Source organism: Streptomyces sp. NPDC091412 (genome assembly GCF_044756885.1).
Lineage (GTDB): Bacteria > Actinomycetota > Actinomycetes > Streptomycetales > Streptomycetaceae > Streptomyces.
The window spans coordinates 41,024-55,798 of sequence record NZ_JBIVTV010000013.1; the positions used below are offsets into that span (position 1 = coordinate 41,024).

14 protein-coding genes and 1 pseudogene are annotated in these 14,775 nt (G+C 71.2%); 12 read left to right on the forward strand and 3 right to left on the reverse strand.

Going from position 1 to position 14,775, the window contains the following annotated elements; all coding sequences use genetic code 11:
* Positions 1–11 precede the first annotated feature (11 nt).
* On the reverse strand, positions 12–404 hold the full coding sequence (locus ACIQMV_RS26795) for a PLD nuclease N-terminal domain-containing protein (RefSeq protein WP_141359501.1): 393 nt from the start codon (positions 402–404) through the stop codon (positions 12–14).
* An 87-nt stretch (positions 405–491) separates the two neighbouring features.
* Between ACIQMV_RS26795 and ACIQMV_RS26800 the strand changes: the two genes are divergently transcribed.
* From ACIQMV_RS26800 to ACIQMV_RS26840, 9 genes and pseudogenes are all read left to right on the forward strand, one after another.
* On the forward strand, positions 492–1,949 hold the full coding sequence (locus ACIQMV_RS26800) for a menaquinone biosynthesis decarboxylase (RefSeq protein WP_402596020.1): 1,458 nt from the start codon (positions 492–494) through the stop codon (positions 1,947–1,949).
* Positions 1,946–2,848, forward strand: coding sequence for a menaquinone biosynthesis prenyltransferase MqnP (gene mqnP / locus ACIQMV_RS26805; protein ID WP_141359499.1), 903 nt, complete (start codon positions 1,946–1,948; stop codon positions 2,846–2,848). The genes ACIQMV_RS26800 and mqnP overlap by 4 nt, the downstream gene beginning before the upstream one ends.
* A gap of 45 nt (positions 2,849–2,893) precedes the next feature.
* The gene (locus ACIQMV_RS26810; RefSeq protein ID WP_388482436.1) at positions 2,894–3,565 is read left to right on the forward strand and encodes a UbiX family flavin prenyltransferase; all 672 of its coding nucleotides are present in this window, start codon (positions 2,894–2,896) and stop codon (positions 3,563–3,565) included.
* Positions 3,566–3,665: 100 nt separating this feature from the next.
* The gene (locus tag ACIQMV_RS26815) at positions 3,666–4,121 is read left to right on the forward strand and encodes an Lrp/AsnC family transcriptional regulator (RefSeq protein WP_141366372.1); all 456 of its coding nucleotides are present in this window, start codon (positions 3,666–3,668) and stop codon (positions 4,119–4,121) included.
* Between the two features lie 90 nt (positions 4,122–4,211).
* On the forward strand, positions 4,212–5,375 hold the full coding sequence (mqnE, locus tag ACIQMV_RS26820) for an aminofutalosine synthase MqnE (RefSeq protein ID WP_141359497.1): 1,164 nt from the start codon (positions 4,212–4,214) through the stop codon (positions 5,373–5,375).
* A 56-nt stretch (positions 5,376–5,431) separates the two neighbouring features.
* The gene (locus ACIQMV_RS26825) at positions 5,432–6,082 is read left to right on the forward strand and encodes a UdgX family uracil-DNA binding protein (protein WP_402596021.1); all 651 of its coding nucleotides are present in this window, start codon (positions 5,432–5,434) and stop codon (positions 6,080–6,082) included.
* A gap of 16 nt (positions 6,083–6,098) precedes the next feature.
* On the forward strand, positions 6,099–6,623 hold the full coding sequence (locus ACIQMV_RS26830) for a GNAT family N-acetyltransferase (RefSeq protein ID WP_401873879.1): 525 nt from the start codon (positions 6,099–6,101) through the stop codon (positions 6,621–6,623).
* A gap of 102 nt (positions 6,624–6,725) precedes the next feature.
* Positions 6,726–7,049, forward strand: a complete 324-nt coding sequence (locus ACIQMV_RS26835) for a DUF4229 domain-containing protein (RefSeq protein WP_402596022.1) — start codon at positions 6,726–6,728, stop codon at positions 7,047–7,049.
* Positions 7,050–7,117: 68 nt separating this feature from the next.
* Positions 7,118–7,787 (forward strand): annotated as a pseudogene (locus ACIQMV_RS26840) (TetR/AcrR family transcriptional regulator).
* On the opposite strand, the gene ACIQMV_RS26845 reads toward ACIQMV_RS26840, so the two are convergent.
* Positions 7,780–8,655 (reverse strand): MaoC family dehydratase, encoded by an 876-nt coding sequence (locus tag ACIQMV_RS26845; protein WP_402596023.1) that lies wholly within the window; start codon positions 8,653–8,655, stop codon positions 7,780–7,782. The pseudogene ACIQMV_RS26840 and the gene ACIQMV_RS26845 sit on opposite strands and share 8 nt — an antisense overlap.
* Before the next feature lie 288 nt (positions 8,656–8,943).
* On the opposite strand from ACIQMV_RS26845, the gene ACIQMV_RS26850 reads away from it, so the two are divergent.
* Entirely contained in the window at positions 8,944–10,896 is a 1,953-nt protein-coding gene (locus tag ACIQMV_RS26850; RefSeq protein ID WP_402596024.1) for an AMP-dependent synthetase/ligase, read from the forward strand.
* Between the two features lie 257 nt (positions 10,897–11,153).
* Here the strand turns inward: ACIQMV_RS26850 and ACIQMV_RS26855 are convergent, their stop codons facing one another.
* On the reverse strand, positions 11,154–11,357 hold the full coding sequence (locus ACIQMV_RS26855; protein WP_004984723.1) for a cold-shock protein: 204 nt from the start codon (positions 11,355–11,357) through the stop codon (positions 11,154–11,156).
* Between the two features lie 359 nt (positions 11,358–11,716).
* Here ACIQMV_RS26855 and ACIQMV_RS26860 point away from each other — a divergent pair, with 359 nt between their 5' ends.
* Together ACIQMV_RS26860 and ACIQMV_RS26865 are read left to right on the forward strand one after the other, a co-directional pair.
* Positions 11,717–12,565 carry a menaquinone biosynthetic enzyme MqnA/MqnD family protein gene (locus ACIQMV_RS26860; RefSeq protein WP_141359491.1) on the forward strand — a complete coding sequence of 283 codons (849 nt, stop codon included), beginning with the start codon at positions 11,717–11,719 and terminating at the stop codon, positions 12,563–12,565.
* A gap of 44 nt (positions 12,566–12,609) precedes the next feature.
* Positions 12,610–14,358 (forward strand): protein kinase, encoded by a 1,749-nt coding sequence (locus ACIQMV_RS26865; RefSeq protein WP_402596025.1) that lies wholly within the window; start codon positions 12,610–12,612, stop codon positions 14,356–14,358.
* The last annotated feature ends 417 nt before the right edge of the window (positions 14,359–14,775 follow it).

A 14,775-nucleotide genomic window follows, 5' to 3' on the forward strand; every position in this document is an offset into this window, starting at 1 on the left:
CCGGTGGCGGCTCAGGTGCTCTTCGGCTCCTCGCCGTTCTCCTTGCGGCGCAGTTCCTCCTCGCGGCGGCGCAGATCGGCCTCCCAGTTCTTCAGCAGGTCCTCGTCCTTCTTGTTCTCCTCGGCGAGGGACTTCAGGAAGGCGGGGTTGTCGTCCGGGGCGACGTAGTCGAGCCGCTGGTTGCGGTGCCACTCCGAGGGCGTGCGGCCGTTCGCCGGAGGACGGCGGTCCTTGCCCGCGGCGAGCCAGGCGATCGAGCCGACGATCGGGAAGAGCAGGATGATGAAGACCCAGGCGACCTTGGGAAGGTGCTTCGCCTCGTCCTCGGGCGTGTTCAGGCAGTCGATGAACGCGAAGATCATCAGTGCCAGCGGCACGACGTAGTACAGCAGCACCCTGAGCATGTCGGAAAGCCCCCTGGGAAGCGGTGGAGGGGCCCTGCACCGGCCCCGTGACGGGGCCAGGGTAGCCGCTCGGGGATACTGGACCCCATGGCGTACGACGATCTTCGTTCCCTGCTCAGGGCGCTGGAGCGCGAGGGAGACCTCAAGCGCATCAAGGCCGAGGTCGACCCGTATCTGGAGGTCGGTGAGATCGTCGACCGGGTACAGAAGTCGGGCGGCCCCGCACTGCTCTTCGAGAACGTGCGTGGCTCCGCGATGCCCCTGGCCATGAACGTCTTCGGGACCGACCGGCGGCTGCTGAAGGCCCTCGGCCTGAAGTCGTACGGCGAGATCTCCGACAGGATCGGCGGGCTGCTGCGGCCAGAGCTGCCGCACGGCTTCGTGGGCGTGCGCGAGGCGTTCGGCAAGCTCGGCGCGATGACGCACGTACCGCCGAAGAAGGTGAAGTCCGACAACGCCCCCGTGCAGGAAGTGGTCCTGCGCGGCGACGACGTGGACCTCGACACCCTGCCGGCCCTCTTCACCTGGCCCCAGGACGGCGGCTCCTTCTTCAACCTGGGACTCACCCACACCAAGGACCCGGAGAGCGGCGTCCGCAACCTCGGGCTGTACCGCCTCCAGCGCCACGACAAGCGCACCATCGGCATGCACTGGCAGATCCACAAGGACAGCCGCAACCACTACCAGGTCGCCGCCCGGCGCGGGGAGCGGCTGCCGGTGGCGATCGCCTTCGGCTGCCCCCCGGCCGTGACGTACGCGTCGACCGCGCCCCTCCCCGGCGACATCGACGAGTACCTGTTCGCCGGGTTCATCGCGGGCAGGCGGATCGAGATGGTCGACTGCAAGACCGTCCCGCTCCAGGTCCCGGCGAACGCCGAGGTCGTCCTGGAGGGCTGGCTGGAGCCCGGCGAGATGCTGCCCGAGGGGCCGTTCGGCGACCACACCGGCTTCTACACCCCGCAGGAGCCCTTCCCGGCGCTGACCATCGACTGCGTGACGATGCGCAAACGGCCCCTGCTCCAGTCGATCGTCGTGGGCCGCCCCCCGACGGAGGACGGGCCGCTCGGCCGTGCCACCGAGCGTTTCTTCCTGCCCCTGCTGAAGATCATCGTCCCGGACATCGTGGACTACCACCTGCCCGAGGCGGGCGGCTTCCACAACTGCGCGATCGTCTCGATCGACAAGAAGTACCCCAAGCACGCCCAGAAGGTGATGCACGCCATCTGGGGGGCACACATGATGTCGCTGACCAAGCTGATCGTGGTCGTCGACTCCGACTGCGACGTGCACGATCTGCACGAGGTCGCCTGGCGGGCCCTCGGCAACACGGACTACGCCCGCGACCTCACGGTCGTGGAAGGCCCCGTCGACCATCTCGACCACGCCTCCTACCAGCAGTTCTGGGGCGGCAAGGCGGGCATCGACGCGACGAAGAAGCTGCCCGAGGAGGGCTACACGCGGGACGGCGGGTGGCCGGAGATGGTCCTCTCGGACCCCGACACGGCCGCCCTGGTGGACCGCCGTTGGAAGGAGTACGGCCTGTGAGCTCGGCGTCCGCCGCGATCCCTCAGCCGGGACGCACCAAGGCCTTCCTGCGCCTGGTGATGATCGAGCACTCGATCTTCGCGCTGCCCTTCGCCTACATCGCCTCCCTGACCGCGATGTACGACTGGGACAGGACCATCCACTGGGGCAGGCTGCTGCTCGTCACCGTGGCGATGGTGGGGCTGCGTACGTTCGCGATGGCCGTCAACCGGATCATCGACCGGGAGATCGACGCCCGTAACCCGCGTACCGCGCAGCGCGAGCTGGTGACCGGCGCGATGTCGGTGCGGCACGCCTGGACGGGCGCGCTCGTCGCGCTCGTCGTGTTCCTGGCGGCCGCGGCCCTGCTCAACCCGCTCTGCCTGGCCCTCGCCCCCATCGCGGTGATCCCGATGGTGGTCTACCCCTACGGCAAGCGGTTCACGAACTTCCCGCAGGCCATCCTGGGCCTGGCCCAGGCGATGGGCCCGATCGGCGGCTGGCTGGCGATCTCCGGCAGCTGGTCCTGGGAGGCGGTGATCCTGGGCCTGGCCGTCGGCATCTGGATCGGCGGCTTCGACCTCATCTACGCCTGCCAGGACGTGGAGACCGACCGCGAGATCGGCGTGAAGTCGGTCCCGGCCCGCTTCGGCGTCCCCGCCGCCATCCGGGGAGCGCGGGCCTGCCACTTCGTCACCACCGCGCTGTTCGTCTGGTACGCGGTCGCCACCGGCGCCGGCGCCTTCTTCTGGCTGGGCCTGATCGTCGTCGCGGGCGCCTTCGTCTACGAGCACACGATCGTCCGCCCGCACGACCTGTCCCGCCTCAACCGGGCGTTCTTCAGCGTCAACGGGTTCATCGGTATCGCCCTTTTTGTGTGCGCGCTGCTGGATCTGCTGGTGCGCGGTCTCACGGTCTGATCCCTCGCGGTTCGGATCATGAGCACTGACGGATAGGCTCCACACATGAAGCCAGGAGAAACGCGGCGCGCGCCTTGGATCGTGGGGGTGTCCGGAGCGTCCGGCACGCCGTATGCGGCCGCTGTGCTGCGTGCGCTGCTCGACGCCGGACAGAGCGTCGACCTGGTGGTCAGCCGGGCCTCGCGGCTCACCCTGCTCGACGAGACCGGCATCTCGTTCCGGGACGCTCACTGGGGGGACGACCTGCGTGAATGGCTGTCCCTCGGCGCCGACGGCAAGCCCGGCACGTTCGACGTGGACATCACCGGGGTGCGGCACTGGAGCGCCGGTGACCTGGCGGCCGGTCCGTCCTCGGGGTCATACCCGGCGAAGGGCATGCTGATCGTGCCCGCCTCGACGGCCTGTGTGGCGGGGGTCGCCCTCGGGCTGTCCAAGGATCTGCTGCAACGGGCGGCGAGCGTGACCCTCAAGGAGGGCAGGCCGCTGGTCGTGGCCGTACGGGAGACCCCGCTGAACGGCCAGACGCTGCGGCACCTGGTGGCACTGGACGACGCGGGCGCCACCGTCCTGCCCGCCTCGCCCGCCTTCTACGCCGGGGCGACGCACATCCAGCACCTCGTGGACTTCGTCGCCGGCCGGGCCCTGGACGCGGTGGGTGTGCCCCACCGTCTCTACCGTCGCTGGGAGGGCGAACTGGGCGGCTCCCGGCCCGCGTGAGCGTCGGGCGGCGCTCTCCAGCAGTACCAGCACCACTCGACACTTCAGGAACTTTCTTCAGATCTCTCGTCGGATCTCTTCAGTGGAAGGCTTCGATCGCATGGACGCGGTGGACAGGCAGCTCATCCAGGCCCTGAGGGAGAACGGCCGGGCCTCATATGCGGAGCTGGGGCGCCTCGTCGGCCTGTCGGGACCGAGCGTCACCGACCGCATCAACCGGCTGGAGGCCGCCGGTGTCATCACCGGCTACCGCGCCACCGTGGACGCCGCCTCGCTCGGTCTCGGGGTCACCGCCCTGATCGGCATCTCGCTCTCCGACGCCGCCGACCACGAGGACGTGGCGCAGCGGCTGAAGGACCTCTCCGAGATCGAGGACTGCTGGTTCATCGCCGGCGACGACTCCTTCATGCTCAAGGTCCGCGCCTCGGACGTCGACGGACTGGAGAGCATCATCCGGCGGCTGTCCGGGACCAAGGGCGTCTCCCGGACCCGTACCACCATCGTGCTGTCCACGAAGTGGGAGAACCGGGTGGGTGAGCTGCCCGAGGAGGTCTGATCCTCCAGGCGCGGAGCGCCGTTTGGGGGCACCCCCGCCCGGAGGGTGGGGGAGTACGGTGGTCGCAGTCTTCAGGAAAGAGGTAGAGGCATGGACGTCGGGCTCAAGCGCGAGCTGGAGGAGAAGGTGAGGGCGGGCGTCCGCCTGACCCGTGAGGACGGCATCGCGCTGTACGAGTCGGACGACCTGGCGTGGCTCGGCGGTCTCGCCCACGAGGTGCGCACCCGCAAGAACGGCGACGTGGTGCACTTCAACGTCAACCGGCACCTCAACATGACGAACGTGTGCACCGCGTCCTGCGCGTACTGCTCCTTCCAGCGCAAGCCGGGCGAGAAGGACGCGTACACGATGCGCATCGAGGAGGCCGTGAAGCTGGCCAAGGCGATGGAGTCGGAGAACCTCACCGAGCTGCACATCGTCAACGGCCTGCACCCGAACCTGCCGTGGCGCTACTACCCGCGTTCCCTGCGCGAGTTGAAGGCCGCGCTGCCGGACGTGTCGCTGAAGGCGTTCACGGCCACCGAGATCCACCACTTCGAGACGATCTCCGGGCTGTCCGCCTCCGAGATCCTCGACGAGCTGATCGACGCCGGTCTGGAGTCCCTGACCGGCGGCGGCGCGGAGATCTTCGACTGGGAGGTCCGGCAGCACATCGTCGACCACCGCACCCACTGGGAGGACTGGTCGCGCATCCACCGGCTGGCGCACGAGAAGGGCCTGAAGACCCCGTGCACCATGCTCTACGGGCACATCGAGGAGCCCCGCCACCGCGTGGACCACGTGCTGCGGCTGCGTGAACTCCAGGACGAGACCGGCGGGTTCCAGGTCTTCATCCCGCTGCGCTACCAGCACGACTTCGTCGACGTGCAGGACGGCAAGGTCCGCAACCGCCTCCAGGCCCGTACCACCATGGCGACCGGCGCGGAGGCGCTGAAGACCTTCGCCGTCTCGCGGCTGCTCTTCGACAACGTCCCGCACGTCAAGGTGTTCTGGGTGATGCACGGCGTGCAGACCGCGCAGCTCGCCCTCCAGCACGGCGCGGACGACATGGACGGCTCGGTGGTCGAGTACAAGATCACGCACGACGCGGACAACTACGGCACCCCGAACAAGCTGACCCGCGAGGACCTGCTGGACCTGATCCGCGACGCCGGCTTCCGCCCGGTGGAGCGCAACACGCGCTACGAGATCATCCGGGAGTACGAGGGCCCGGACCCGGCGCGCCGCGAGTCGCCGCAGCCGATGCGGGTGTGAGCCCGCGCGTTCCGCGCACCCCGTGACGTCGCCGGCCGGGCGGGTACCCGTCCGGCATGGCCACCGCGAAGGCGCCCGAGGACGCCTACACCGCCGCGCCCTTCGTGCCCGAGCGCGCGGACCTGACCGCCCTGCGCGAGGCGGCGGCGGGCTGCCGGGGCTGCCCGCTGCACCGGGACGCCACGCAGACCGTGTTCGGCGCCGGGGACACCGGCGCCCGGGTCATGCTCGTCGGCGAGCAGCCCGGGGACCAGGAGGACCGGCGGGGCCGGCCGTTCGTCGGGCCCGCCGGGAAGGTGCTGGACCGGGCGCTGGCCGAGGCGGGCATCGACCCGGGCGAGACGTATGTCACCAACGCGGTCAAGCACTTCAAGTTCACCCGGTCCGGGCCCGGCAAGCGCCGTATCCACAAGGCGCCGAGCCTGCGCGAGACGGCGGCGTGCGGGCCCTGGCTGGCGGCCGAACTCAGGCTCGTGGAGCCCGAGCTGATCGTGGTCCTGGGCGCGACGGCCGGGAAGGCCCTGCTGGGCTCCTCGTTCCGGGTGACCGAAGTGCGCGGGACGGTGCTGGAGGAGGAGATCCACGGGCGCCGGGAGCGGCTGGTGCCGACCGTGCACCCCTCGTCCGTGCTGCGCGCGGACGACCGGGAGGCCGCGTACCGGGGGCTGGTCTCCGACCTGAAAGTGGCTGCGCACGCCCTGGTGTAATAGATACCATCGCCCGATGCCCCTTACTTTCACTCTTGATCCTTCCGTCGACCCCGCTCTGCGCGACGGCATCCTCGACCTGTGGACCGATGTCACGAACGCCGGCGGGGCGGTCGGCTTCGTGCCGCCCGCGACGCGGGAGGAGATACGTCCGGAACTGGTCAAGCAGTTCCTCGCGCTGACCGAGGGCCGTGCCCGGCTGCTGGTCGGCCACGACGAGGAGGGCCGGGTCGCCGCCACCGCCTTCCTGACCTTCAACACTCACCGGCTGATGACGCACTGGCTCTGGCTCTACACGGTGATGGTGCACCCGCGCCATCAGGGCCGGGGCTACGGACGGGACCTGCTGGCGGCCGCCGCGGACGCGGCCGGCGGCTTCCCGGGCATCGACGCGATCCGGCTCACCTGCCGGGGCGGGCTCGGCCTGGAGCGGTTCTACGCCTCCTGCGGCTACAAGGAGGTCGGGCGGGTGCCCGGCGCCATCCGGGTGGAGCCGGGCGACGACCGGGACGACGTGATCATGCTTCTGCCGCTGACCTGAGGCTTTACCGGTCCTTGGCACCCCCTTGCGTGATCCGGCGTCCGGCGTGCTTCACTGGACGGTGCCCCTTTGGGAACCTTCGGAACGGAAGAGTGGATTGAGATGCTCCGCTACACACTGATGCGCCTCGGGATCTTCGTGGGCTGCCTCGTGGTCGTCTGGGGCCTCGTCTACTCCGGTATCGCCCCGCGCGGCCTCGGCAGCTCCAACGGGCTGTGGATCGTCACGCTCGCCCTGGTGATCTCGGCCCCGATCAGCTTCGTCGTCCTGCGCAAGGAGCGCGACCGGGCGTCGGTGCGGGTGTCCGAGCGGGTGGACCGCATGAAGGCGAACTTCGAGGCCAACGCGGGCCAGGAGGACCTCGCCGACGACCGGGCTCGGGACCAGGCGCAGCCCCGGGAGCAGGCTCAGGGGCAGGCGTCCTGACGTCCTGATCCGGTCGGTGCGGCGTCCGCGCGGCCGTTGGGCCGGCGCCTGAACCGTAGCTTGCCCTCATGGGTGCCGTGAGGGCCAGGCGGATCCGGGAGCGGTGCGCGAGCGGCAGATGCTCGACGCCGCCGTCCAGATCTTCGGGCGGCACGGCCACACCGCCGCGTCGATGGACGAGACAGCCGAACCGGCGGGCGTCTCCAAGCCGTTGGTCCATCTGTACCTGAACTCCGAGGAAGACCTCTTCACCGCCTGCATCCGCCGCGAGGCCGCCGCCCTGACCGAGGCGGTCCGGGCCGGAGTCCGCCCCGGGCTGCCCGCCGACCGTCAACTCCGGGAAGGACTGCGGGCGTTCTTCCCGCATACCGCGCGGCACCCGGAGGGCTGGGCGGTGCTCCGTCCGCAGGCCCGTACGCACGGGGAGCCGTTCGCGGCCGGGATCGCCGCGATGCGCGCGGAGATGGTGGAGTTCGTCACCCGGTTGATCCTCGTCACCGCCCGTGAGGCCACCACGACCCCGGTCTGCCGGAGCGCGAGGTCGCCGGGCTCGCCGAGGCCCTGGTCGGCACCGCCGAGTCCCTCGCCGACTGGGCCAACGCCACCCCGGGCGCCTCGGCCCGCCAAGCGGCGGCGACCCTGATGAACTTCGCGTGGGCGGGCCTGGGCGACCTCATGGAGGACCGGCCCCGGACCCCGCCCGCCGGCGATCTCACCGCGCCGACCGCACTCACGTGAGCGGCGGAAGCACCTCGCCCCTCAGGTGGACCCGCTGCCCGGCGGGATCGCGCAGCTCGAAGCGGCCGACGCCGTCGGCGGCGTGGACGACCGTGCCCGGCAGCAGTACCGGGGATCCGAACTCCGCCCGTACCAGGGCGGCTTCGGGGGCGCCGTGGGCGGCGAGGCAGCGGGCGACGGTCCACATGCCGTGTGCGATCGCCCGCGGGAAGCCGAACAGGCGGGCGGTGAGCGGGTGGAGGTGGATCGGGTTGCGGTCACCGGAGGCGGCCGCGTAGCGCCGCCCCACGTCCGCTCCGAGGCGCCACTCGGCGACGGCGGGCAGGGGTTCGCGTTCTCGCGGCGCGCTCTCGGGTGCGGGCCCGTCGGTGCGGTGGCGGGCCAGATACGTGCTCGTCGACTCCCATACGACGACTCCGTCCGCCGCCCTCAGCACGGTGACGACGGCGGCCTCCGTGCCGCGCCGGTGCGGTGCCAACCCGGCGACGTGCACGGCAAGTTCGTACCCGCCTGTGGCGGGCAGGACGGTGTGACGGGTGATGTGGACCGAGGTGTGCACCAGCCCGAGCAGCGGCAGCGGGAAGTCCCCGCCGCTCATCAGGCTCATGGCCGCCGGGAAGCCGAGCACGTGCGGATAGGTGATCGGCAGCGTGTCGTCTCCGGTCGCGAAGCCGCACGCCCGCTCGTAGGCGGCCAGCCGCGCGAGGTCGACGCGGACGGAGGGCAGCACGAGCCGGGTGCGGGGGAAGGGGGCGTCAGGGCGGGGCCGCTTGAAGGGGGAGCGCAGGGCGCCACGGGCCAGAGTCGTCGCCAGGCGGAGGTCCGGCGCGGACACGGTGCGGGCGAAGCCCGTGAAGCGGTCGGCCAAGTCCTCTCTCCCCACAGGCTCGCCTCACTCGTCCGAAAGTAAGGTTACCGGAGGTAAGCCTACGTCGGAGCGTGGGTGTACCGGAGACCGAGGAGTGCGCAGCCCTGCCCCGTACCGTCTCCGGACCCTTCCCGAACCCGCACGAACTCCCCACCCCGGCCCCGTACGATCCCGTTTGCAACCGGCGGTAACACCCCAACAGCGCGCACCACCGGTGAACGACTCGGTAAGCGCAGCGCGTACCACGTGCAGCAGAGCAGCGCGCAGCTGCAAGCCCCAGGAGCCGCCATGCCTCTCTCGTACTCGTCCCCGTCGTCCCACGGCCCGGCCGCGTCGTCCTCGTCGGGGTTCGACTACGACCCCGACGCGGTCCCGGCGTTCGTGCCGCCGCAGACCCGCCGGCTGGACGGCGAGGTGCGCGAGGCGTACATCCCCCCGCTGGTGCCGCCGGTGACGCACGGTTCGCTGGCCGACCTGCCGTTCGAGAACGCGGCCGCCGACCCCGGTCGCCAGGTCGTCAGCCGCCGGGACGCCGACGGCGGCTGGACGCATCTGACCGCCGCGCAGTTCGCCGACCAAATACTGGCGATGGCCAAGGGCCTGATCGCGGCGGGCCTGGCGCCGGGCGACCGGATCGCGGTCATGGCGCGCACGAAGTACGAGTGGACCCTGCTGGACTTCGCCGCCTGGGCCGCCGGTCTGGTCACGGTCCCCGTCTACCCCACGTCCTCCGTCTTCCAGACCCGCTGGATCCTCCAGGACTCCGGCGCGGTCGCCCTGGTGACGGAGAAGGCCCGGCAGGCGGCGGCCCTCGGCCCGGAACGCGAGCGCCTGATGGACCTGCGCCATGTGTGGGTCATGGAGAAGGGCCACCTCGACCGCCTGGCGGAGACCGGCGCGGACGTCCCGGACCAGGAGGTCACCGTGCGCCGGGGCGTCCTGGGACCCGACACGCTCGCCACCCTGGTCTATACCTCGGGCACGACCGGCCACCCCAAGGGCTGCGCGCTCAGCCACGGCAACTTCCTGGCGGAGGTCGACAACGCCATCGAGGTCCTCTACCCGGCCTTCAAGGCGAGGACGTCGGAGGAGGCCGCGACGCTGCTCTTCCTGCCCCTCTCCCACGTCTTCGGCCGTATGGTCGCGGTCGCCTGCGTCCGTGCGGGCGTCCGGCTGGGCCACGCGCCGAGCCTGAAGTCGGAGGATCTGCTGGAGGACCTGGCGAGCTTCCGGCCGACGTTCCTGCTGGCCATCCCGTACATGCTGGAGAAGGTCTACAACAACGCGCGCGCCACCGCCGAGCGCGGCGGCCGGGCGTCGTCCTTCGACCGCGCGGCCGACGTGGCCCGCCGCTACGGCGAGGCGGCCGAGGCCCGCCGGCACGGTACGGGCCCCGGCCCCAGCCGCGCCCTGCGGACGGCCCGCGCCCTCTACGACGTCCTCCTCTACCGCCGTATCCGGGCCGCCCTCGGCGGCCGCCTGCGCTATCTCATCTGCGGCGGCTCCCCGCTGGGCCGCCGCCTGGCCGCGTTCTACGAGGGCGCCGGCGTCGAGGTCTACGAGGGCTACGGCCTGACCGAGTCGACGGGCGCGGCCACGGTCACGCCGCCGCAGAAACCCCGTCTGGGCACGGTCGGCTGGCCGCTGCCGGGCACGCGGGTGCGCATCGCGGCGGACGGCGAGGTGCTGCTGGCCGGGGGTCAGGTCCTGCGCGGCTACTGGAACCCGCACGCGGGCGGGGTGGTGCCGGCGACGCACGACGGCTGGTTCCCGACGGGCGACATTGGCCGCCTGGACGACGACGGCTACCTGACGATCACGGGCCGGAAGAAGGAGATCCTGATCACCGCGGGCGGCAAGAACGTCGCCCCGGCCCCCCTGGAGAACTGGCTCCGCGCCCACCCGCTGATCTCCCAGTGCATGGTGCTGGGCGACCGCCGCCCCTACATCTCCGCCCTGATCACCCTGGACCCCGAAGGCATCGCCCACTGGCGGCAGATGAACGGCAGGCACCCCGTCCCCGCCGAACACCTCGTCGACGACCCCGAGTTGGCGGTGGTGCTGCAACGTGCCGTGAACGAGGCGAACAAACTCGTCTCCCGCCCGGAGTCCATCCGCCGCTTCGCCGTCCTCCCCGTGGACTTCACGGAAGGGGCGGGCCACCTGACCCCGACGATGAAGCTCCGCCGGGAGGCGATCCTGCGCGACTTCGCACAAGAGGTGGAGGGGTTGTACGCGTAGCGTCCGCAATGGTGCGAACCGCCGCGGCGCCCCCTTCACGGCCGTCGCGGCCTTTGCCCCGCTCCGGTCATCTCCGGAGCGGCGCGGCATTTATTTCCGGGACGGCCGGCGATGCCTCGGAAAGAGTTCGCCCGGAATTCACCGGGCGGTATGTCCGGAATCTGGACGCCCCGGCCGGGAAAAGGCAGGAGCCCCGTCGCCTGACGGCGCGGGGCTCCTTGGGTACTGCACTCAGAACGGATACTGCGCGCGAACGCTCAGACCGGGGTGACGTTCTCCGCCTGCGGGCCCTTCGGACCCTGGGTGACGTCGAAGCTCACCTGCTGGTTCTCTTCGAGAGAGCGGAAACCGGTCGCGTTGATTGCGGAGTAGTGGACGAAGACGTCGGGGCCGCCGCCTTCCTGGGCGATGAAACCAAAGCCCTTTTCGGCGTTGAACCACTTCACGGTTCCGGTAGCCATAAGCCCTCCTTGGGCTCAAAGGGTCGCCCTGCTCCAGAACCTGCAAGTGTGATAACGAAATCGCCGCACAACTGCATACGTCTGAAAACGACCAGAGCCCGCGGTCACATGCTCCGCAGGCTCTGTACTGCAAGGGAAACCAAACTGCAACTTGCTGGCGAGCCTAGCATGTGGGCCACCGAATGCAATAGAGGTCAAGATCACTTCACTCGGATGTTTGAAGGCTCGGGTGAGAGGTTGACGCAGTGAGATCGGCGGCGCCTCACAGGAGGACGGCGGGGACTCCGCCAATCGGGGTCCCCGGGGGCGGCGGCAGGGGCGGCGGGGGGACGGCGCCGCCCAGGGTCTAGCCTCACGATGTGGACAATTCTCGCACCCGGCCGCGCGTCGGCCACATCCAGTTCCTCAACTGCCTGCCCCTGTACTGGGGGCTCGCGAGAACCGGCACGCTCCTCGACTTCGAGCTGACGAAGGACACCCCGGAGAAGCTCAGCGAGCGGCTCGTGCGGGGAGAACTCGACATCGGGCCGATCACCCTCGTCGAGTTCCTCAAGCACGCGGACGACCTGGTCGCCTTTCCCGACATCGCCGTCGGCTGCGACGGTCCGGTGATGTCGTGCGTGATCGTCTCGCAGGTCCCGCTGGACCGGCTCGACGGCGCCCGGGTCGCCCTCGGGTCGACCTCCCGGACCTCCGTCCGCCTCGCCCAGCTGCTGCTGGCCGAGCGGTACGGGGTGGCCCCCGACTACTACACCTGCCCGCCCGACCTCAGCCTGATGATGCAGGAGGCGGAGGCCGCGGTGCTCATCGGTGACGCCGCCCTGCGCGCCAACCTCCACGACGGCCCGCGCTACGGGCTCGAGGTGCACGACCTCGGGCAGCTGTGGAAGGAGTGGACGGGACTGCCGTTCGTCTTCGCGATCTGGGCGGCGCGGCGCGACTACCTCGAGCGTGAGCCGGACATCACCGGCAAGGTGCACGAGGCCTTCCTGGCCTCCCGCAACCTCTCCCTGGAGGAGGTCACCAAGGTCGCCGAGCAGGCGGCCCGCTGGGAGGCCTTCGACCAGGAGGTCCTGGAGCGGTACTTCACCACCCTCGACTTCAGCTTCGGCGACCCGCAGCTCGCCGCGGTGGCCGAGTTCGCGCGCCGCGTCGGCCCGACGACCGGCTTCCCGGCGGACGTGAAGGTGGAGCTGCTGCGGCCGTAGCGCACTACTCTGCTGTGAGGCGTACGGGGGAGGGGGAGGACGCCATGCAGCCGCTCGAAGCAGACGAGCCCGCCACCGTGGGTCCCTACCGGTTGCTCGGCCGGCTGGGCTCCGGCGGCATGGGCCGTGTCTACCTGGGCCGCAGTGCGGGCGGCCGCACCGTCGCGGTGAAGATCGTGCACCCGCACTTCGCGCTCGACGAGGAGTTCCGCGCCCGGTTCCGCCGCGAGGTCGAGGCCGCGCGCCGGGTGGGCGGCGCCTGGACCGCGCCGGTCCTGGACGCCGACCCCGAGGCCCCGGTGCCGTGGGTGGCCACCGCCTACGCGGCCGGCCCCTCCCTCGCCGCGGCGATCGCGGACGCCGGCCCGCTGCCCGAGCACTCCGTACGGGTGCTGGGGGCGGGCCTGGCCGAGGCGCTGGCGGCGGTACACGAACTGGGCCTGGTGCACCGGGACGTGAAGCCGTCCAACGTGCTGCTCACCCTCGACGGCCCGCTGCTCATCGACTTCGGCATCGCCCGCGCCACCGACGGCACCGCCTCCCTGACCTCGACCGGTGTCTCGGTCGGCTCGCCCGGCTACATGTCCCCCGAGCAGATCCTCGGCAAGGGCGTCACGGGCGCGGCCGACGTCTTCTCCCTGGGCGCGGTGCTGGTGCACGCCGCGACGGGCGAGCCCCCGTTCCCGGGCGGCTCCTCGGCGTCCCTCCTGTACAAGGTCGTCCACGAGGAACCCGAACTGGGCTCCCTGGCAGGGGACGTGCGGGATCTGGCGGTGGCCTGCCTGGCCAAGGACCCCGGCGCCCGGCCCGGCCCCGGCGAGGTGGCCCGCCGCCTCGCCCCCGAGGGCGCCTCCCGCCTGGTCGCGGCCGGCTGGCTCCCGTCCCGCCTGGTCGAACAGGTCAGCCGCAGCGCCGTGTCGCTGCTCAACCTGGAGGCGACGGCGGCGGAACCGCCATCTCAGCCGTCGTCCGGTCCACTGGGGTTCAGCCGAGTCTCGGTGCCGGGCCCCGCCCCGGTCGCCACCGATGAGCCCCCGCGGCCCACGGAAGCCGCACCCGGCGGCGGGTTCGGCCCGCCACCCCTCATGGGACCCGCGGCCATGGGAGCCGCGGCCATGGGAGCCGTGGCGCCCCCTGCCCACGCCGACCCGCAGGACGCGCCCCCGCCGGGGACCACCGCGGTGGCCGCTCCCGGCAGGTTCTCCGTCACCGTGGCCGGCAAGGCGGCGCCCGGCGCAGACGGCCGGGGCCGCCGCCTGAGCTGCACCGTGCTCCTCGCGGTCGCGGGCGCGCTGGCGGCGGTGACCGTCGGTTCGCTGTGGCTGTTCCCGTTCCGGGACGACCATGCCGACAGCGCCGGCGCCGGCCCCGGCGGGACACCGACACCGGCCGCCACCGCGGGCGGCGACCACCGCTCCACCGGGCCGACCGCCACCGCCTCACCCGTCCCCGCCCGCTACCTCGGCACCTGGGAGGGCCAGGGCACCGCCCTCGACGGCACCCTGCCCCTCGGCGACTTCCGGCTGACCGTCCACCAGGCCGCCGTGGGCCGGGAACTGGGTACCCTCCACCAGACGGACCAGCTCGGCGGCGTCTGCGACGACGTACTCACCTTGAAGCAGGTGACGAACACCCAGCTGGTCGCCGTCTCCCGGGGCGCCAGGACCAACCACTCGGGCTGCAACCCCGCCCCGCACACGGTCCGCCTCACCCCGGTCGGCAACGACCTCAAGTACACGGCAGACAGCTCCGCGGAGGGGAATCCGGTGGCGCGGTTGTCGAAGGTCAAGTAGCCCCAGAAAAGGACGGATCCAGCAAGTCTCCCCGTCTGCGGCCCAGTGATCTCTCCCGCCTCCGCTGTCACTACTGTGTCTGCTGCAGCGAACGACAGCACATCAACCGCTCACGCCGCAGTGCGGCACAGGGCAACGCGGAAGGACGGGTGAGCCCTGCGGGAAGTTGCCGGAGCACACAGTGCGCACCTCGGCGGTCCGACTCGCGCGGCTCGCGGTGGCATACGAATCGGCGACCAACGACGGCACCGGTCGCGCCGTACCGATTCTCACGTACGACGGCCTGCTCCTGATCCGCGGCGACCCACTCGCGGCGAACGACGTGAAGACCAGGAGGACTCTGAGAGGTCATCGGCCGAGAGCGGCAAACCGGGCTGCCACTAGTCTCCGTCAGCTGTATCAACGAATGTGGCCACA

Excerpts from the sequence above, each read along its gene's own strand:
- ACIQMV_RS26835 (WP_402596022.1), top strand. The coding sequence starts at position 6,726 with ATGCTCCGCTACACACTGATGCGCCTCGGGATCTTCGTGGGCTGCCTC.
- ACIQMV_RS26800 (WP_402596020.1), top strand. The coding sequence starts at position 492 with ATGGCGTACGACGATCTTCGTTCCCTGCTCAGGGCGCTGGAGCGCGAG.
- ACIQMV_RS26830 (WP_401873879.1), top strand. The coding sequence starts at position 6,099 with ATGCCCCTTACTTTCACTCTTGATCCTTCCGTCGACCCCGCTCTGCGC.
- ACIQMV_RS26850 (WP_402596024.1), top strand. The coding sequence starts at position 8,944 with ATGCCTCTCTCGTACTCGTCCCCGTCGTCCCACGGCCCGGCCGCGTCG.
- ACIQMV_RS26795 (WP_141359501.1), bottom strand. The coding sequence starts at position 404 with ATGCTCAGGGTGCTGCTGTACTACGTCGTGCCGCTGGCACTGATGATC.
- mqnE (WP_141359497.1), top strand. The coding sequence starts at position 4,212 with ATGGACGTCGGGCTCAAGCGCGAGCTGGAGGAGAAGGTGAGGGCGGGC.
- ACIQMV_RS26825 (WP_402596021.1), top strand. The coding sequence starts at position 5,432 with ATGGCCACCGCGAAGGCGCCCGAGGACGCCTACACCGCCGCGCCCTTC.
- ACIQMV_RS26810 (WP_388482436.1), top strand. The coding sequence starts at position 2,894 with ATGAAGCCAGGAGAAACGCGGCGCGCGCCTTGGATCGTGGGGGTGTCC.
- ACIQMV_RS26815 (WP_141366372.1), top strand. The coding sequence starts at position 3,666 with ATGGACGCGGTGGACAGGCAGCTCATCCAGGCCCTGAGGGAGAACGGC.
- ACIQMV_RS26865 (WP_402596025.1), top strand. The coding sequence starts at position 12,610 with ATGCAGCCGCTCGAAGCAGACGAGCCCGCCACCGTGGGTCCCTACCGG.
- ACIQMV_RS26855 (WP_004984723.1), bottom strand. The coding sequence starts at position 11,357 with ATGGCTACCGGAACCGTGAAGTGGTTCAACGCCGAAAAGGGCTTTGGT.